The organism is Pseudomonas sp. TE9122 (genome assembly GCF_056278925.1).
Genome location: NZ_JBWBQI010000001.1, coordinates 937,647 through 956,721, shown reverse-complemented (window position 1 = coordinate 956,721; position 19,075 = coordinate 937,647). Strand labels below are relative to the sequence as shown.

The 19,075-nt window shown below is 60.2% G+C and carries 16 protein-coding genes, 1 tRNA gene and 1 riboswitch; of the genes, 12 read left to right on the top strand and 5 right to left on the bottom strand.

Going from position 1 to position 19,075, the window contains the following annotated elements:
* From ACZ9BE_RS04185 to ACZ9BE_RS04175, 3 genes are all read right to left on the bottom strand, one after another.
* Window positions 1–855 (bottom strand): hypothetical protein, encoded by an 855-nt coding sequence (locus tag ACZ9BE_RS04185; protein WP_476248936.1) that lies wholly within the window; start codon window positions 853–855, stop codon window positions 1–3.
* Window position 856: 1 nt separating this feature from the next.
* On the bottom strand, window positions 857–2,101 hold the full coding sequence (locus ACZ9BE_RS04180) for a glycosyltransferase family 4 protein (RefSeq protein ID WP_150636496.1): 1,245 nt from the start codon (window positions 2,099–2,101) through the stop codon (window positions 857–859).
* A 197-nt stretch (window positions 2,102–2,298) separates the two neighbouring features.
* A complete protein-coding gene (locus ACZ9BE_RS04175) occupies window positions 2,299–2,703 on the bottom strand; it encodes a hypothetical protein (RefSeq protein WP_039760873.1) in 405 nt (134 codons plus the stop codon).
* Between the two features lie 358 nt (window positions 2,704–3,061).
* A riboswitch (guanidine-I (ykkC/yxkD leader) is annotated at window positions 3,062–3,162 on the top strand.
* 63 nt (window positions 3,163–3,225) lie between these two features.
* Between ACZ9BE_RS04175 and ACZ9BE_RS04170 the strand changes: the two genes are divergently transcribed.
* The 12 genes from ACZ9BE_RS04170 (at window position 3,226) to ACZ9BE_RS04115 (ending at window position 17,101) form a co-directional block, all read left to right on the top strand.
* A complete protein-coding gene (locus ACZ9BE_RS04170) occupies window positions 3,226–4,293 on the top strand; it encodes a putative urea ABC transporter substrate-binding protein (protein WP_476248935.1) in 1,068 nt (355 codons plus the stop codon).
* Between the two features lie 18 nt (window positions 4,294–4,311).
* Window positions 4,312–5,127 carry an ABC transporter permease gene (locus ACZ9BE_RS04165; RefSeq protein ID WP_476248934.1) on the top strand — a complete coding sequence of 272 codons (816 nt, stop codon included), beginning with the start codon at window positions 4,312–4,314 and terminating at the stop codon, window positions 5,125–5,127.
* A complete protein-coding gene (locus tag ACZ9BE_RS04160) occupies window positions 5,124–5,906 on the top strand; it encodes an ABC transporter ATP-binding protein (RefSeq protein WP_476248933.1) in 783 nt (260 codons plus the stop codon). The genes ACZ9BE_RS04165 and ACZ9BE_RS04160 overlap by 4 nt, the downstream gene beginning before the upstream one ends.
* Window positions 5,907–5,919: 13 nt before the next feature.
* Window positions 5,920–6,645, top strand: a complete 726-nt coding sequence (locus ACZ9BE_RS04155) for an urea amidolyase associated protein UAAP1 (protein ID WP_056783496.1) — start codon at window positions 5,920–5,922, stop codon at window positions 6,643–6,645.
* A gap of 11 nt (window positions 6,646–6,656) precedes the next feature.
* Window positions 6,657–7,298, top strand: coding sequence for an urea amidolyase associated protein UAAP2 (locus tag ACZ9BE_RS04150; RefSeq protein ID WP_016771291.1), 642 nt, complete (start codon window positions 6,657–6,659; stop codon window positions 7,296–7,298).
* A gap of 283 nt (window positions 7,299–7,581) precedes the next feature.
* Window positions 7,582–11,217 (top strand): urea carboxylase, encoded by a 3,636-nt coding sequence (gene uca / locus ACZ9BE_RS04145; protein WP_476248932.1) that lies wholly within the window; start codon window positions 7,582–7,584, stop codon window positions 11,215–11,217.
* Window positions 11,218–11,242: 25 nt separating this feature from the next.
* On the top strand, window positions 11,243–13,015 hold the full coding sequence (gene atzF, locus ACZ9BE_RS04140) for an allophanate hydrolase (RefSeq protein ID WP_476248931.1): 1,773 nt from the start codon (window positions 11,243–11,245) through the stop codon (window positions 13,013–13,015).
* 217 nt (window positions 13,016–13,232) lie between these two features.
* Window positions 13,233–14,720 carry a sensor domain-containing diguanylate cyclase gene (locus tag ACZ9BE_RS04135; protein WP_041478881.1) on the top strand — a complete coding sequence of 496 codons (1,488 nt, stop codon included), beginning with the start codon at window positions 13,233–13,235 and terminating at the stop codon, window positions 14,718–14,720.
* A complete protein-coding gene (locus tag ACZ9BE_RS04130; protein WP_150636490.1) occupies window positions 14,713–14,943 on the top strand; it encodes a cysteine-rich CWC family protein in 231 nt (76 codons plus the stop codon). Before ACZ9BE_RS04135 ends, ACZ9BE_RS04130 begins: the two co-directional genes overlap by 8 nt.
* Window positions 14,944–14,976: 33 nt before the next feature.
* Window positions 14,977–15,669 carry a pseudouridine synthase gene (locus ACZ9BE_RS04125; RefSeq protein WP_252885508.1) on the top strand — a complete coding sequence of 231 codons (693 nt, stop codon included), beginning with the start codon at window positions 14,977–14,979 and terminating at the stop codon, window positions 15,667–15,669.
* Window positions 15,670–15,985: 316 nt separating this feature from the next.
* On the top strand, window positions 15,986–16,870 hold the full coding sequence (locus ACZ9BE_RS04120) for an alpha/beta fold hydrolase (protein WP_041478884.1): 885 nt from the start codon (window positions 15,986–15,988) through the stop codon (window positions 16,868–16,870).
* Window positions 16,871–17,027: 157 nt separating this feature from the next.
* Window positions 17,028–17,101, top strand: a tRNA-Gly gene (locus tag ACZ9BE_RS04115).
* A gap of 145 nt (window positions 17,102–17,246) precedes the next feature.
* Here the strand turns inward: ACZ9BE_RS04115 and ACZ9BE_RS04110 are convergent.
* Window positions 17,247–18,530 (bottom strand): type II toxin-antitoxin system HipA family toxin, encoded by a 1,284-nt coding sequence (locus tag ACZ9BE_RS04110; protein WP_095180587.1) that lies wholly within the window; start codon window positions 18,528–18,530, stop codon window positions 17,247–17,249.
* Window positions 18,530–18,826 (bottom strand): helix-turn-helix domain-containing protein, encoded by a 297-nt coding sequence (locus ACZ9BE_RS04105; protein WP_095180586.1) that lies wholly within the window; start codon window positions 18,824–18,826, stop codon window positions 18,530–18,532. The genes ACZ9BE_RS04110 and ACZ9BE_RS04105 overlap by 1 nt, the downstream gene beginning before the upstream one ends.
* Between the last annotated feature and the right edge of the window lie 249 nt (window positions 18,827–19,075).

Genomic DNA, 19,075 nt, shown 5'->3' with positions numbered 1-19,075 from the left:
TTACTTCCTTGTAATAACCGCCCGTGAAAGATAACCACTGAGATACTTGAGCATCTCAGGTGCTTCGCGTAATGACGCTAATCCGAGTTTTACGCCACCGTGCCCACCAGCGAAGTCGAAGTTATCCAGATTGATAGCGCAGAAGAAATTCAGTTTGCCGAAATCAAGATTTTCCAATTCAGTTCTGCTGAACCTTGCCAGTTTCTCGTCAGTCAGCTTTTCCTCCGAAGCCGGGCGAATCAAGCCGTCACAGTTGATCAACCGAGGGGTTCCATCTCGCCGCGGCCAGCCAGTAATGACAAACGTTCTAACCGAATCTTCATTCTTGAAATGCGGTGGAGGTGCATCGAGCCAAATCTCCAGCCCCGGATAATTCTTTAGTTTCACAATCAACTCATCCGGCCAGTTGACGTGCCGATAACCCCGCTCATGGGGCTCGGTAGCTTCTTTCCTGGTAAAAAGCCCGGCATTCAATTTATAAAGCCGCCAACTTTTGGGGATCGACTCTGCGCGCTGATCCTGGTACCGGTGCAGCCCCGTCCCGGTCCACCAGAAAAGCCCCTTCAGAGCAATCGCCAGACACGCTTTCTTGTTCACCATTTCAGGCATGCCTACATAAAACTCAGGGACTAGCGTCTTATCTATATAGGCGCCGCCTAATATCGGCACTTGCTGCATGCTCGCCAGCTTGTTCTGGCAAGCTTTCTCGTTTGCCTGGTGAATAGCCGCCGACTCGGCAGTTTGTTCTTTGCGAATATAAAATTCCGCTACGCAGTAACAGACATAAAAGAACAATCCATACTTCAACAACCTTTTAAACCACTTGATCGCCTGCTTACGCGACTTCCTGGACATTTCAAACCTCCCGCTCAAACTGCGGAACGGTTGGTATGTCGCTATGCCCGGATATCGCGCTTGCAAAAACCTCAAAATATTGGCTCACGCCCGATTCCACACTGAACCGACCTGCCGTCAACTTCGCGGCGCTGGCAAGACCATCGTACTCACCTGCCGACTTCAAAACCTTGCATACACTTCTGGCAATTTCTTGATGGTCGAAGAAATCCACCAATATGCCATTCGCCCCCTCGACAATGACTTCCCTTACCGGAGCCGTATCCGACGCAACAACCACACAACCGGACGCCATCGCCTCCAGTAACGACCAGGACAAGACAAACGGATACGTCAAATAGACATGAACTTTCGAACACCGCAGAACCGCTCGATAAGTCTGGTAAGGAAGTTTCCCTGTGAAATGCACTCTGGAGTGATCGAAACTGACCTCCGCCTCCATCCTGCTGCGCCAATCCGGGTACCCGACCGGCTTACTCCCATAACTGACACCGTCACCGCCAACCACGATGATCTGCGCGTCGGGGCACTCGGCCTGAATAAGCGGGATAGCTCGCATGAAACTGTGAAAGCCGCGATAAGGCTCAAGGTTTCTGGCGACATAGGTAACGATCGGCTGTCCGGCTTTGACCTCGATTCCATTGGGCAATCTGACTGCCCCGACTTTCGCCAGGTCAGAATTTTGAATCACACCTTCGTGAATGACCCGAATCGCCGACCGGTAAGCGGCCGGAAACAGGCTGCGCTGCCACTGCGTAGGCGCGATTGCGATATCGCATTGTTGAAGATTCAACAGATGCAGCGAGTTGAGCACTCGCAGCCGTGACGACTCCCTTGCGGCTCGCCGGAATTCAGGGTCGAACCCGCAATCGGCGCCCTGCGCTCGATAGTAATACTCGCAATAGTGAATCAGCGGCGTATCGGCATAGACGTCCTTGGCAAACAGCGTCTCTCCCCATCCGGGATGAGCAAGAATCACGTCTGGCTGATAGCCCGAACGTTTCAGCCTGCCCAGGATTTCAAAAACCTTCTGCCCGTCGATCACCGCTTGTTCGTAGCGGATCAGATACGGGTGAATATTGCCGGGCGCTCGGCTGGTCGCTCGATATCGATGGATTTCCACACCGGCGACGCCCGGTGCAGTGTCCCGACCTATCGCCACAACCTCATCACCGCGCTCCAGCGCCGCCAGCACCACATGACGGAACTGACCCGGAAAATTTTGGTGAATAACCAGAAGCTTCATAGCGCTAAACGTCCATTTTTCGCCGCTATCGAGCTGAGGATTGCTCGCCTCGTTCGGCATCCACGAACGCTAACAAACGCCACGAAATGAAACTGTAGGACGCTTCCGGGATTGTCCTAGGAGATGGCCAACGAAAGGACTTTTCGACGGGCAAAAAAAAGCGGCGCATCATGCGCCGCTTTTTTATTTGCAGTCAGTTACCAGCGGTTGCCACGGCCGTTGTAGTCACGCCGACCGCTGTGGCGATCATAGTTGCCGCGACCGCGGTGGTCATTGTCCCAACCGCCGCGACGGTGGCCGTCCCAGCGTCCGCGATCATTGCCGTGCCAGCGACGGCTTTCGTAATAACGCGGGGCCGGTTGATAGTGCCGCGGCGCCTGGTAATAACGCGGTTGCTGGTAGTACCGCGGCGCTGGCTGGTAGTAGCGCGGCTGAGTGTAATAAGTGCCGCCGCTGCGGTAATAGGAGCCGCCACCGCTGTAATAGGCCGGTGCGGGTGATGTGTAGACCTCTGACCTGTAGTAGCTGTCTCCATAGGAATAAGGAACGCATCCGCCAAGGGAAAAAAGCATCACGGCAAGCAGTACGATTCGGCGATACATGGCGGCCTCCTGGACCGCGGGTTGGCCACACCAGCGACGCTGGCAGGCGACCGTCAGCAATTGCGTGACTGTCGAAGAATCAGACAGCGGTTTCGGAATCTGGTGCGTTCCTGCAACAAGTTGAAACAAGTGATCATGAAATCTTGTTAATCCGCAAATCAACGCCCCGTGAACCCTGAACACGCTGCATGACGGTGCAACCACGCACCACCACGATGCGCTGTCGCTCGCCCCGCTCGCCCCGCTCACCTCGGCAATCCAGCAGATCCCCGCCGCAGAGGCCTCGGCCCGACTTGGCACGTCTCTCGCTTTAGCAAACCCGTGCAGGAGTCATCACAGGTTCGCGGCACCACAATTTGCAATGGCTGACTAGGGTTCCGGCTCGTAATCGCGAGTGGCTGGTCCGAGAGTTGGCGACCTCCAGTTGAGGTTACACGGCGGGACAAAAGCCCGGGAGACAAGCCACCGTTCGCGGTGCCGCGTTGCCTTCCTGTCCGCCCTCGATCAACTGGAGAATCCGCAATGATCCGACTACGTTTCCCCGCCCTGCTCGCCGCCGCCTTCGCCGCGCTCATCAGCACGCAATCTTCCGCCGCCCAGAAAGACCACTTCAGCGTGTGCTGGACGATCTACGCCGGCTGGATGCCATGGGAATACGCCGGCAGCCAGGGCATCGTCGACAAATGGGCGAAGAAATACGGGATCAAGATCGACGTCGTGCAGCTCAACGACTACGTCGAATCGATCAACCAGTACACCGCCGGCCAGTTCGACGGCTGCACCATGACCAACATGGATGCGCTGACCATTCCGGCTGCCGGTGGTGTCGACAGCTCCGCGCTGATCGTCAGCGATTTCTCCAACGGCAACGATGGCATCGTGCTCAAAGGCGAAGGTAAAAAAGTCGCCGATCTGAAAGGCATGGACGTCAATCTGGTCGAGCTGTCGGTCTCCCATTACCTGCTGGCCCGGGCACTGGACTCGGTGGACCTGACCGAGAAAGACCTGAAAGTGGTCAACACCTCCGACGCCGACATTGCCGCCGCGTTCAACACCGACGACGTCAACGCCGTGACCACCTGGAACCCGATGCTCTCGGATATCAAAGCCAAACCCGGCGTCACCGAAGTGTTCAATTCCAGCCAGATCCCCGGCGAGATCATGGACATGATGGTGGTCAACAGCGCCACCCTCAAAGACAACCCGGCGCTGGGCAAAGCGCTGACCGGGGCGTGGTTCGAAGTGGTCGCTTTGATGAACGCGAAAAGTGCCGCGAGCAAAGCTGCGCTGGAGCACATGGCCAAGGCCTCGGGTACCGATCTCGCCGGCTTCCAGGCGCAACTGGACACCACAAAACTGTTCGCCACGCCGAGCGAAGCGCTGAATTTCGCCACCAGCAAACAACTGCCGGACACCATGCGCAAGGTCGCCGAATTCTCCTTCGAGCATGGTCTGCTCGGCGAAGGCGCGAAGGACCCGAGCGCGGTGGGCATGTCCTTCGCCAACGGCGTGACCAGCGGCGACACCGCCAATCTCAAGCTGCGTTTCGATCCGACCTACGTGCAGATGGCCGCCGACGCCAAGCTGTAAGCCACGGAGGATTTGGCCATGCGCCTGATCAATCGCCACCCCGATCGCCCGAGTCGCCTGTTGCTGGTGATCCTGCCGTTCGCGCTGGTGCTGTTCGCCTACTTCACAGGCTCGGCCGAGCGCCTGGCGGACAACCCCAACGACAAACTGCTGCCCAGCGCCGTGCAGATGAGCGACGCGGTAAAACGCCTGGCCTTCAACGCCGACAGCCGCACCGGCGAATACCTGTTGTGGCAAGACACTGCGTCGAGTCTGCGGCGCTTGGCCATCGGCCTCGGCATCGCGGCGCTGGCAGGTCTTTGCCTCGGTATTGCGGCGGGCACCCTGCCGCTGTTCGGCGCGCCGTTGTCGCCGCTGCTGACGGTGCTGTCGATGGTGCCGCCGCTGGCGATCCTGCCGATTCTGTTCATCGTCTTCGGGCTGGGCGAGTTGTCGAAAGTCATGCTGATCGTCATCGGCATCACCCCGGCGCTGGCCCGGGATCTGGAACAGCGTGCCCGCGACATTCCGGTCGAACTGCTGATCAAGGCGCAGACCCTGAGCGCCTCGACCTGGACGCTGATGCTGCGCGTGGTTCTGCCGCAGCTGTTGCCGCGCTTGCTGATCTCGCTGCGCTTGATGCTCGGTTCGGCGTGGCTGTTCCTGATTGCTGCCGAAGCGATCGCCTCCACCGATGGCCTCGGCTACCGGATCTTTCTGGTGCGGCGCTACCTGGCCATGGACGTGATCCTGCCCTACGTGGTGTGGATCACCCTGCTCGCCTGGCTGATGGACTGGGGCCTGAAACAGCTGACCCAGCGCGCTTTCCCTTGGTATGAGGGAGCGGCGAAATGAGCTTCATCACAGTAAAAAACGTCTGGCAGCAGTACGCCGATCAAGTGGTGCTGGAAGGCTTGAACCTGAGCGTCAACGAAGGCGAGTTCTGCACCCTGGTCGGCGCCTCCGGTTGCGGCAAATCGACCTTCCTGCGCCTGCTGCTCGGCCAGGAAAGCGCCAGTCGCGGGGAGATTCTGCTCGACGGCCAGCCCTTGGCCAGCGAGCCGGATGCCAGCCGTGGCGTGGTCTTTCAGCGCTACTCGGTGTTCCCGCATCTGAGCGTGCTCGACAACGTCGCCCTCGGTCTCGAATTGCCGCGCGCGCCCTTGCTTGGTCGGCTGTTCGGCAACGCCAAACGCGAGGCCCGCGAACAGGCGGCAGCACTGCTGACAAAAGTCGGCCTCGGCCATGCGCTGGACAAGTACCCGGCACAGCTGTCCGGCGGCATGCAGCAACGGCTGGCGATTGCCCAGGCGCTGATCATGAAGCCGCGCGTGTTGCTGCTCGACGAGCCCTTCGGCGCACTCGACCCGGGCATTCGCAAAGACATGCACGCGCTGCTGCTGGAGCTGTGGCGCGAGACGCAACTGACGGTGTTCATGGTCACCCACGACCTGTCCGAGGGCTTCAGCCTCGGCACGCGCCTGCTGGTGTTCGACAAGGTGCGCCTCGACCCGCACGCCCCCGGCGCCTATGGCGCCCGCATCACCTACGACATCCCGTTGAACAGCGACCGCCGCGCCCAGCGCGCCGCCGTCGAGGCCCTGCCGCTGGCGGGCACCCTTCGCACTGCTTGAGAGGACTGCTGCAATGACTGATTCAATCCAACTCTTCCCACCCTTCGCTGAAGAGCTGCTGCCGGGCGGCGGCCACCGTTCGTTCGTGCTCAAGCGCGGCCAGTTACTGCGCCTGACCGACCTGCGCGGCGGCGCCAATGTCAGCCTGACCTTGCTCAATGCCCATGAAAAAACCGAGCGGCTGAACCTGCCCGACAGCCTCAAATGCCAACACACCGCCAAGCTCACCGCCGGCCACTGCCTGTACTCGGACATGGGCCGCGTGCTCGCCGCGATCACCGCCGACACCTGCGGCTGGAGCGACAGCCTCGGCGGCGTGCTGTGCGCGCAAGAGGTCGCAGAAAAATACGGCCAGGGCCGCTACCAGGAACTGCGCAACGGCTTCTTTCGTAACGGCACCGACAACCTGCTGGTGGAACTCGGCAAGTGGGGCCTGGGCCTGTCCGACCTGCTGATGACCCTCAACCTGTTCAGCCGTGTGAACGTCGATGAGGCCGGGCGTTTCCACTTCGTCGAGGGCAATTCGAAGGCCGGTGACTACATCGAGTTGTACGCGCCGATGGACACCCTGGTGGTGCTCACCGCCCTGCAACATCCGATGGACCCGTCACCCGAATACGCCCCGAAACCTCTGAAGCTGAGCTGGATGAACGCCGACGCCAGCGTCGCCGAACACTGCCGCACTTCGCGCCCGGAAAACGAGCGCGGCTTTATCAACACCGACCGTTTGTTCGCCTGAGGATCGCTGCCATGTCACTCGCAATCGCCACTTCGCACAAGCAAGCCGACAGCGCGATCTACCGCGCCACCATTCCCGCCGGCGAGCCCTGGCTGATGGAAGTCAAGGCCGGGCAGACCCTGCGCATCCTCGATCTGGAAGGCAATCAGGCCGTCGACACTTTGTTTTACAGCCTCGCCAACCCGAAGGAACGCTACGACGTGCAACGCACCTTGCGCCGGCAGAACAGCGTCTACCTGAGCACCGGCAGCGTGCTGTATTCCAACCTCGGCCAGCCGATGCTGACCATCGTTGCCGACACCTGCGGGCGCCACGACACCCTCGGCGGCGCCTGCGCGCAAGAGAGCAACACCGTGCGCTACGCCCTGGAAAAACGCTACATGCACAGCTGCCGCGACAACTACCTGCGCGCCTGCGCCCACGACGGCCGATTGAGCAAGAGCGACATCGGGCCGAACATCAATTTCTTCATGAACGTGCCAGTGACGGCGGATGGCGGGCTGACTTTCGAGGACGGTATTTCCGCGCCGGGCAAGTACGTTGATTTGCGCGCGGAGATGGACGTCATCGTGCTGATTTCCAACTGCCCGCAGCTGAACAATCCATGCAATGCCTACAACCCGACCCCGGCGGAGTTGCTGGTATGGAACTGACCATCAGCCGTTTACGCCGTTGGCTTTTTGCCCTGTGCCAGGCGCGTTCCGGGCAGTGCCTGAAATCCACCAGACAACCCTGAACTCTGTGGGAGCGAGCCTGCTCGCGAATGCGCCGTGTCATTCAGCATTGATGTGGCTGATCCACCGCCTTCGCGAGCAGGCTCGCTCCCACAGGGGGTTTGTGGTGGGTTTGAGTGAAGTGTGTTTTTTCCATCCGGGACGGCCCGGATGTCTGTCGAAAAACAGCGGGACGGCCCGCTCCCCCTTCAGGGGTTATGCCATGTTCGAAAAAATCCTCATCGCCAACCGTGGCGCGATTGCCTGTCGCATCCTGCGCACGATCAACGTGCTGAAGGCCCAAGGCGTCGCCGTGTATTCAGAAGCCGATGCTGCCAGCCTGCACATCTCCCAGGCCGCAGAAGCGCACAGCCTCGGCGAAGGCGCGGCGTCGGCGACGTATCTGGCCGTCGATAAAATCCTCGCTATCGCCAAACAAAGCGGCGCCACGGCGATTCATCCCGGCTACGGATTTCTCTCGGAAAACGCAGCGTTCGCCGAAGCCTGCGAAGCGCAGGGCATCGCCTTCATCGGCCCGACGCCGGAGCAATTGCGGGTGTTCGGCCTCAAGCACACTGCTCGCGCATTGGCCAGACAGCACGGCGTACCGATGCTCGAAGGCACCGACCTGCTCGACAGCCTCGATTGCGCGCTGAGTGCCGCCGAACAGGTCGGCTACCCGGTGATGCTGAAAAGCACCGCTGGCGGCGGTGGCATCGGCATGCGCGTGTGCCGCAGCGCCAGTGAATTGAGCGAATCATTCGAAGCGGTGAAACGCCTCGGTGAGAACAACTTCAGCGACGCCGGGGTGTTCATCGAGAAGTACATCGAACGCGCGCGGCATCTGGAAGTGCAAGTGTTCGGCGACGGCTGCGGTGAAGTCATCGCTCTCGGTGTGCGCGACTGTTCGGTGCAGCGGCGCAACCAGAAAGTCCTCGAAGAAACCCCGGCGCCAAACCTGCCAGAAGGCATGGCCGATGAGCTGTGCGCAGCGGCGATCAAACTGGCGCAAGCGGTGAATTACCGCAGCGCCGGCACCGTCGAATTCGTCTTCGACAGCGAGGGCCAGCGCTTCTATTTTCTCGAAGTGAACACGCGCTTGCAGGTCGAGCACGGCGTCACCGAACTGGTGTGGGACGTGGATCTGGTGCGCTGGATGATCGAGTTGGCCGCCGGTGATCTGCCGCCGCTGAACGAGTTGTATCAAGGCCTGGAACCGCAGGGCCATGCGATTCAGGCACGTCTGTACGCGGAAGATCCGGGGCGTGATTTCCAGCCGAGCCCGGGCCTGCTGACCGCTGTGCAGTTTCCGCCAGCCAACGGCGTTGAGTTGCGCATCGACACCTGGGTCGAAGCCGGTGTGGAAATCCCGCCGTATTTCGACCCGATGATTGCCAAGCTCATCGCTTGGGCGCCGAGCCGCGAACAGGCTCGCGCCGAACTCCATCAGGCACTGGGCGATAGCCTGCTGTATGGCGTGGAAACCAACCGCGATTACCTGCGGCAGATTCTCCTCGATACTCCATTCGCCAGCGCCCAGCCGTGGACCCGTTGCCTGGAAAATCTGCTCTATCACGCCAACACCTTCGAAGTGCTCAGCGCCGGCACGCAGACCAGCGTGCAGGACTATCCCGGCCGCCTCGGCTATTGGGCCGTCGGCGTGCCTCCGTCGGGGCCGATGGACAGCCGAGCACTGCGTCTGGGTAATCGCCTGCTCGGCAATGAACAAGGCGCAGCCGCGCTGGAAATCACCATGAGCGGGCCGATCCTGCGCTTCAATTGTGACGCGGTGGTCGCGGTGACCGGCGCGCCGATTGCCTTGACCCTTGACGCTGAACCGGTGCCGATGAACACCGCGCTGCTGATCCCGGCCGGCGCGACATTGCAACTGGGCAGCATCAGCGGCGCCGGCGCGCGCAGTTATCTGTGCCTGCGCGGCGGCGTGCAGGTGCCGGATTATCTGGGCAGCAAAAGTACCTTTACCCTCGGCCAGTTCGGTGGGCATGGCGGGCGCGCGTTGAGGGCCGGTGACGTCTTGCATGTGCCGGCATTGGCCGACCACAGCGCCGGCCAGCAACTGGCCGAACAGCACATCACTGCGCTGCCGAGCGTGCGCCAGATCCGGGTGATCTACGGCCCGCACGGCGCGCCGGAATACTTCAGCGAAAACTACATCACCACGTTCTTCGCGACCCAGTGGGAAGTGCACTTCAACTCCAGCCGCACCGGCGTGCGCCTGATCGGACCGAAGCCTGAGTGGGTGCGTGAGGATGGCGGTGAAGCGGGTCTGCACCCGTCGAACATCCATGACAATCCGTATGCGATTGGTGCGGTGGATTTCACCGGGGACATGCCGGTGATTCTCGGCCCGGATGGCCCGAGCCTGGGTGGGTTCGTCTGCCCGGTGACGGTGATTGAGGCCGATCTGTGGCAGCTGGGGCAGCTCAAGGCGGGCGATAAAATTCAGTTCATTCCCGTCGACCTCGGCACCGCCCGCGATCTCGCCCTGAAATGGGATGCACCCTGTGGGAGCTGGCTTGCCAGCGATGGTGCCCGATCTGACACCGCATCAACTTCATCGCTGGCAAGCCAGCTCCCACAAGGGATTGTGTCGCCTGTGGTTCTTGAGTTGGGTCAGGGGGATCGGCGGCTTGTCGGGAGGGTTTCTGGCGACACTCATTTACTGCTGGAAATCGGCGCGCCGGAGCTTGATCTGGTCCTGCGCTTTCGCGCCCACGCGCTGATGCAGGCGCTGGAAAGCCAAGCCCTGCATGGGGTGATCGACCTCACCCCGGGCATTCGCTCGCTGCAAGTGCACTACCAGCCCGAGCAACTGCCGCTGGCCGATCTGCTGGGCATCATCGCTGGCGAATGGGACGCGGTGTGCGCCGCCAAGGACTTGCAGGTGCCTTCGCGCATCGTGCACTTGCCGCTGTCGTGGAACGACCCGGCCTGTCAGTTGGCGATCGAGAAATACATGACCACCGTGCGCAAGGACGCGCCGTGGTGCCCGAGCAATCTGGAGTTCATCCGGCGCATCAACGACCTGCCAAATCTCGACGAAGTGCAGCGCACGGTGTTCGATGCGAGCTATCTGGTGATGGGCCTTGGCGACGTCTATCTCGGCGCGCCGGTGGCCACGCCGCTCGACCCGCGTCATCGTCTGGTGACCACCAAGTACAACCCGGCACGTACCTGGACCGCCGAGAATTCGGTCGGCATCGGCGGCGCCTACATGTGTGTGTACGGCATGGAAGGCCCGGGCGGTTATCAGTTTGTCGGGCGCACCCTGCAGATGTGGAATCGCTATCGCGAAGTCGCCGCGTTCGACGGCAAACCGTGGCTGCTGCGCTTCTTCGATCAGATCCGTTTCTACCCGGTCAGCGCCGAAGAACTGCTGCGCATTCGCCGCGATTTCCCCCTTGGGCGCTTTGATCTGAACATCGAACACAGCCAGCTCAACCTCGCCGACTATCAGGCATTTCTCAGTCAGGAAGCCGCGGGCATCAGCGCTTTCCGTGCGCAGCAACAGGGCGCGTTCAAGGCTGAACGCGAACGCTGGATCGCCAGCGGCCAGGCGCATTTCGACAGCGAAGAAGCCGTGCCTGACGCCAGCGAAGAAGCACCACTGGAAAACGGTGAACACAGCGTCGACAGCCACATCGCCGGCAATCTCTGGCAGGTGCAGGTCGAGGCCGGCCAGCGTGTCGCGGCGGGCGACGTGCTGGTGATTCTCGAGTCGATGAAGATGGAAATCCCTGTGCTCGCGCCGCTGGCCGGTGTGGTGCGAGAGATCCGCGTGCAACCCGGTTCGGCGGTGCGCGCCGGACAACGGGTGGTGGTGCTGGAACTCGACTGAAGCCATTTTTTATAAGGATCAACCGATGAATCTGCAACTCGATGCACTGCGCCAGGCCTATCGCAATGGCGACACCACACCGCGCCAACTGCTGCTGCAACTGCGCGAAAAAGCCGCTGCGCTGAATCCCGACTATCACTTGTTCATCCACTTGCTCAGCGTCGATGAACTGGAGCCATACCTCGCCGCCCTCGACGGTCGTGACCTCGACAGTCTGCCGCTGTATGGCGTGCCATTCGCGATCAAGGACAACATCGATCTGGCCGGCATTCCCACCACCGCTGCGTGCCCGGCGTTTGCCTATGTGCCGCAGCAGTCGGCCACCATCGTCGAGCAACTGTTGGCGCTGGGGGCGATTCCGCTGGGCAAGACCAATCTCGATCAGTTCGCCACCGGCCTCAATGGCAGCCGCTCGCCCTACGGCGCGTGCCCGAACAGTGTGCTGGCGGAGTATCCGTCCGGCGGTTCCAGCGCGGGTTCATCCCTGGCGGTAGCGCTGGGTGTGGCGAGTTTTGCCTTGGGCACTGACACCGCCGGTTCCGGGCGGGTGCCGGCGGCGCTGAATAATCTGGTGGGATTGAAGGCGAGCAAAGGCCTGATCTCCACCGCTGGCGTGCTGCCGGCGTGCCGCACGCTGGACTGCGTAACCACTTTCACCGCCACTGCTCGCGAGGCCAGTCAGTTGCTGGCGTTGACGGCCAGACACGATCCTCGCGATGAATACAGCCGAGGCAACCCGGCATGGAACGACGGCTCGGCCTTTGGCGCGCCACAGCCGTTTCGCTTCGGCGTGCCACGGGCGCAGGACCTTGAATTTTTCGGCTGCAACGAGGGGCCACAGTTGTTCGCAGCCGCCATCGAACGGCTCAAGGCCTTGGGTGGCGAAGCCGTCGAGCTGGACCTGTCACCGTTTCTGGAAGCAGCGCGGTTGCTTTACGACGGGCCATGGGTGGCCGAGCGCTACAGCGTCGCCGGTGAGCTGATGGAGCAGAATCCCGAAGCGGTGCTGCCGGTGATCCGTGCGGTGCTGGCCAAGGCTCCGGCAGTGACCGGCGTGCAGACCTTCCGCGCGCAATATCGATTGCAGGCGCTGAAGGCCCTCTGCGACGAGGCCCTGGAGAATCTCGACTGCGTGCTGACGCCGACCATCGGCCGTCCAGTGACCCTGGCCGAACTTGAGGCCGAACCGGTGCTGCGCAATTCCGAACTCGGTTATTACACCAACTTCATGAACCTGCTCGACTACGCCGCCGTCGCCGTGCCGACCGCGTTCATGGGCAATGGTTTGCCGTGGGGCGTGACGTTGTTTGGGCGGGTATTTACCGATCAGTATCTGTTGAGCGTGGCGGATGCCTTGCAGCGCCAGCAGGACAGTGCCCTGCCAGCTCCGGCGAACCCAGCGCGCAATGACCGCGCTCGATTGGTGGTGTGTGGCGCGCATCTGCAAGGGCTGGCGCTGAACTGGCAACTGACCCAGCGTGGCGGGCGTTTGCTGGAAACCACGTTGAGTTCGCCGGACTATCGACTGCACGCCCTCGCCGGCGGCCCGCCATTGCGGCCGGGCATGGTGCGGGTCAAGGACGGCGGCGTGGCGATTGCCGTGGAGGTCTGGGAATTGCCGAGCAGCGAGCTGGGCTCGTTTCTCACCGGGATTCCGGCGCCGCTCGGGTTGGGCAAGGTGCAACTGGCGGATGGGCGCTGGGAGAGCGGGTTTATCTGCGAGCCGTATGGCCTGGAGGGTGCGGTGGATATCAGTCATTTGGGGGGATGGCGGGCATACCTCAAAACCCTGGCCTGAATCTGTCGACCTGTGGGAGCGAGCCTGCTCGCGAATGCGGTATGTCATTCAACATTGATGTGGCTGACCCACCGCTTTCGCGAGCAGGCTCGCTCCCACAGGTTCTGGCGCACCACCCCCGAATAAAGGAACGACCATTCACGCCGCACAGGGAGCAGTTATTTGCGCGCAGTGCCACTAGAATGCATCCCATCGGGCCACTGCCAACGGATCTGCCATGCCGCTTCGTTCTCCCTTGTACTCGCAACGTTCACTGGTGCTCACGTTGGTCGCCCTGCTCGGCGCCGGGTTTCTCGCCACCTCGCTGTTGAGCTATTTCGCTTCCCGCGAGTCGATCCGCGACAACATCGTCAACACTGAACTGCCACTGACCTCCGACACGGTCTATTCGGAAATCCAGAAAGATCTGGTCCGGCCGATCCTGATTTCCTCAATGATGTCCCGTGACACGTTCATGCGCGACTGGGTGGTCAACGGCGAGCAGAATCCCGAGCAGATGACCCGATATCTCGACGAGGTCATGACCCATTACGGCGCCTACACGGCGTTCTTCGTTTCCAATGCCACGCTCACCTACTACCACGCCAAAGGCGTGCTCAAGCAGGTCAAAGTCGATGAGCCGCGCGACACCTGGTACTTCCGCGTGCGCGACATGCAGGACCCGTACGAGATCAACGTCGACCCGGATCTGGCCAACAAGGACAACCTGACGTTCTTCATCAACTACAAGGTCTACGACTACCACAACCGCTTCATCGGTGCGGCGGGCGTGGGCCTGACCGTGGACGCGGTGATCAAGCTGATCGACAAGTATCAACAGCGCTATCAACGCAGCGTGTACTTCGTCGACACCTTCGGCCGCCTCGTATTGACCGGCGCAGAAGGTGGTCCGGAAGGCGCGCACATCGGCCAGAGTCTTGGCGAACTGGAGAGCATGAAAAGTCTGGTCAGCCAGTTGCCCAAACCGCACAGCGGCAGCTACGAATACTCCACCCACGGCCAGGGACATTTTCTCAACGTGCGGTTTATCCCCGAGTTGAACTGGTACCTGTTCGTCGATAAACGCGAGGACGGCGCGCTGAGCGAGATCCGCCAGTCGCTGTATCTCAATCTGCTGATCTGCCTGCTGGTGACGTTGATCGTGCTGGCGCTGCTCAACCGGGTGATCAAGCGCTTCCAGGCGAAGATCCAGGCGCACGCCACCCTCGACAGTCTCACCGAACTGCCGAATCGACGCGGCTTCGACATCCTCGCTGCGCAGGCGCTGCACGAGGCCCAACGGGAAACCAAGCCGCTGACCGCGTTGCTGCTCGACCTCGACCACTTCAAAGCCTTGAACGACACCTACGGACACATGGCCGGCGATCAGGTGTTGATCGGTTTCGCCCGCGACCTGCAAAGTTGCCTGCGCCACGCCGATATCGTCTGCCGCTGGGGCGGTGAAGAATTCATCGTTCTGTTGAAAGACACCGACGGCGAGACCGGGCAGAAAATTGCCGAGAAGATTCGCCAGCACGTCGAACAACACGAATATGCCTACGATGGCCACAGCCTGCATCTGACCGTGAGCATCGGCGCCACCACCGTGCAACGCGATGACACCTTGCACACTCTGCTGTCGCGGGCCGATCATGCGATGTACCGCGCCAAGCAAACCGGGCGCAACCGCACCTGCATGGAAATGCCGCACTCGACCTATGCCTGATAACGACGTCAAACCCGACCACTGCCCGGCCTGCGGTGCGCGCAACGATTGCAGCCTCGCCGACCCGCGCACCGCCGACCGCGAATGCTGGTGCTACGGCGTGACCATCGACCCTGCAGTGCTCGAAGCGCTGCCGGCCGAGTTGCGCAATCAAGCCTGCCTGTGCCCGCGTTGCGCCCAGGTCGAAGCGCAGTTGCAAGCAGACCGGCGGCCGATCCCGTAAGATGCGCGGCCCTTTGTTTGTTGAATTCTGACCATGCGCGTCGACCGCTTCCTCAGCAATCTGCCCCGCTACAACCGTCAGCAGGTGCGCCTGTTGCTGGTGGAAAAGCGCGTGCGGATTGACGGAAAAGTCGTCAGCGACCCGCACAGTGACGTACTGGAGTTCAGCCGGGTCGAAGTTGACGATGAGGTGCTGCAAAGCGGTAAGCCGGCTCGCTATTTCATGCTGCACAAACCGCCGGGCTGCGTCAGCGCCACCCGCGATCCGCAGCATGCGACCGTGCTCGACCTGCTCGATGAACCGCACAAGGACGACCTGCACATCGCCGGACGTCTGGATTTCAACACCACCGGGCTGATGCTGATCACTAATGACGGCGCCTGGTCGCGGCGCCTGACGCAGCCGCAAACCAAACTGGCGAAGGTCTATTACGTCGAAACAGAACAGGACATCGACCCGAGCTACGCGCTGAAATTTGCCGAGGGCATCTACTTCGCTTTCGAAGATCTGACCACGCAACCGGCACAGCTTGAGCTGCTCGGCCCACGCTCGGCACGGCTGAGCATCGTTGAAGGCCGCTACCATCAGGTCAAGCGCATGTTTGGGTTCTTCAACAACAAAGTCCTGCGCCTGCACCGCGAATCCATGGGCGAACTGACCCTCGATCACGCGCTAAAACCGGGCGAGTACCGCGCTTTGCGCACCGAAGAGATTCATTTGTTCTAAGCCGGCGACCGCTCAGCCGAAGTTGTCGAACAATTCGCCGACGGCACTTGCGTGATCCTGAGTCCCCTGCTTGAATCAGGACGTCGGCCGAAATGTGACCGATGAGTCACCACATACTTCCAAGAAACTTTTTGTCGGTCGTCTGCCCTCAAGGGCTGCGCCTCAGCCGGCAATCTGCCCGCCAATAACAACACCCGTCGACCTGCCGTACCGGATCGACATGGGCCAGCAAATTTCAGGCGTATGCCTACCTGTCACAAAGCTCGTGCAATCTCGATTGCGCGCATACCCGTTTGCTTGCCAGGAGTCTTATGACATGAGGCCAGAAATCGCTGTGCTGGATATACAGGGTCAGTATCGGGTTTACACGGAGTTCTATCGCGCAGACGCCGCAGAAAAGACCATCATTCTGGTCAACGGCTCGATGGCCACGACTGCGTCGTTTGCACAGACCGTGAAAAACCTGCACCCGCAATTCAACGTGGTCTGCTACGACCAGCCCTACGCGGGTCGGTCAAAAGCCCACAACCGGCATGAGAAACATCTGACGAAGGAAGTCGAAGGGCAGATTCTGCTGGAGCTGATCGACCACTTCGCCGCCGAACACGTGCTGTCGTTCTCCTGGGGTGGCGCCGCCACTCTGGTCGCCCTCGCCCAGCAGCCCCGGCGCATCGAAAAAGCCGTGATCAGCTCGTTCTCCCCGGTGATCAATGCGCACATGCTCGATTACCTTGAGCGCGGCGTCGATTACCTCGGCAGCCGCGACGGCGATCGGGTCGGCCATCTGGTCAACAACACCATCGGCAAACACCTGCCGTCGCTGTTCAAGCGTTTCAACTACCGCCACGTCAGCAGTCTCGCCGAGCATGAATACGGACAGATGCATTTTCATATCAACGACGTGCTGCACAGCGATCGCCAGTGCTATCTGAATGCGGCGAAAAAGATCAACGTGCCGGTGCTGTTTCTCAACGGCGAATGGGACGAATACACCGCCGCCGAGGATGCGCGACTGTTCGGCAACCACGTTGCCCACAGCAGCTTCACCACCCTGCAAGCCACCGGACACTTTCTCGACATGGAGCACAAGGCCGCCTGCCGCGACAGCCAGAACGCCCTGCTCGGCTTTCTGAAACCTGCGCCGCAAGCCAGCCGAACGCGCTACTCGTTTGTGCAGGATCAACATGCCCTGGCCATTTGAAACAGCGTCATCGCGGGCAAGGCTGCAAGCTTGAAGTGCCTGTTGCACCGGCGCAGCCCTTGCTCGCGATCGACCGATTTCTGCGTGGCAAAGCCCTCGCAGAGAAAAGAAAACTTCAAATCCGTGGCCGAGTCTGGTACAAAGTCAGCCGCTCTGAGCGGGTATAGTTTAGTGGTAGAACGAAAGCTTCCCAAGCTTTAGATGAGGGTTCGATTCCCTCTACCCGCTCCACCGAATATTGATCTCGCGTTGTGTTGTCCGACGGGGGATGCAGAAATGAAAAACCGGCCTTGATGGCCGGTTTTTTTGTGTCTGGAAGTTGAAGCGTGTTGGCGGTGAAGACTTCCAGAAGATCGCTGAGCCCCTCCTCCCCGGATTACTTCTCGAAATCCTGATGCAGCCTCGCCAGTACATTGAAGATCGGTTCCCCGGCTTTGTGCGGGACATTCAATCGAGTGAATACTTTCTTCCAGTCGGCGAGCGCTGCGAGAGTCTGCTCGATGTATTCCTCGGCCTTGAGGTATTTGTAATCCTTGCAGATCTCCATGATTCGCTTGCGCGTAGGCGTGCCGGGAGTGCGGCCACCGAAGTCAGTGGTGTGCTCGCCCATGGCGTTTGCGAAAGTCAGGTCGTATGCCGGGGACAGCGTCCAGGTTTCTTTCTCGCCTTTTTTTTCAGGATTGTGGCAGAGAAAGGCAAAGTTCTTCGCATGGTCGTCATGGTTGTGAGACAGCGCATTGAAGATCATTAACCTGGCCATCTTTTCCACTTCGACGGAGCTTCTGGTCAACACCTGAGTGAGCTTGAGCAGGTTCGGGTAGTCGATGGATGACAATGCGCGGTAGTCCGCGTACATGAGCGCCGAGACGGTCATCATGTGAATCTTGCGCTCGCCGTCGCGGTCGAAGCGCTTGGTTGCGAAGAAACGCTCAACCTCGCCGCCAGGCATCTGCACATCCAGAAGATCCGATTCAGCCATGGTCACTCCGGCGGCACGAGCCATCTCGGCATAGGCGAGTTCAATGCCGCCGGTTTCAATCGGTTCGTACAATGCCCTGAACTTCACGATCCAATGTGCATAGCCCTCGGGCAGGGCATCAAAGGCCGAAATTGCGTGTTTTTTGTCGGCAGACAGCGCCACGATTGCCTTCGGTCGTGCGCCCCCCGGTGAGCCACCGGCCAGTCGCAATTTGGTAAGCACAGCAGGGGTCTCACCCTCTTGAACTTCGATTGAAGCTTCGTAGAGTTGGCAAATATCCAAAGGGCCTGTGAGCTCTGTTTTTTCCGCCTTCGGCTGATATTCAAACGCCCCCATACTGCGCTCGCCCATATAAGCAAGGCGATCAAGCGCTGTGAGGGTAAGGTGGGTGCCGTCACCGAAGGTGCTGTCGAAATATCGATCCATCAGCAGCATGCCCCAGCCGTCAGGCAGTGAATCGGCGAACGGTCCGTGTAGCCCTTCGAAGAGGCTGGTGTTCCTGGCCAACTGGGGCTTTTCGTCCCAAGCCATTGTCAGCGGCGAAAGATTGTAGCCAGTGGCAAGCCAACCCGGATCGTAAGCGAAGTAAATCCCCCGGCCCGCGACTCTGACCAGCTCACCAACCTTGGCGCCCTCTTTCAAAACATCCAGCGCTTCTGTGTGTTTGAAAGGCTTGATCATCAGCGCATCCCTCTCTTGCGCCTGGCATTCTTCAGCTCATCCAGCGAGCTCGGTTGCTCTGGTTTGAACAGCCTGGTCACAGCGTTGAGTTCATCAAGCGCAGTGGCTATCAGGATCAAAGCCTCCAACGTCACGAGGCCGGTCGCTTCGAATCGCTTGATGGTGGATTCGGAAACCCCCGCCTTTTCTGCGAGCGTCTTGCGGGAAAGGTTTTTGGAGAGCCGCAGGATTTTGGCGTTTTCTCCGACATTTCTAGCGATCTCAGCCGGCGAGTGAAGCAAATGCATGAATGACATGGCAAACCCTTCCAATTCTTAAGGATCTTAATAGAGCCATTGTAGCCATCTAACCTCCCTTAAGGATCAGATATGACCATTTTTGAAAAATTTCACTAATTTCGTGGAGCAATAGAGATCTTCTGATTGCTACACAGCTGACATTGAGGATTACGCGGTTGGGTCACGCGTGGCCGCTTTTGTCACCGCGAATCTGACTCTCCGCAATGCAGTCATATTTGGCAACGTAATGATGAACACAGCGTTTGT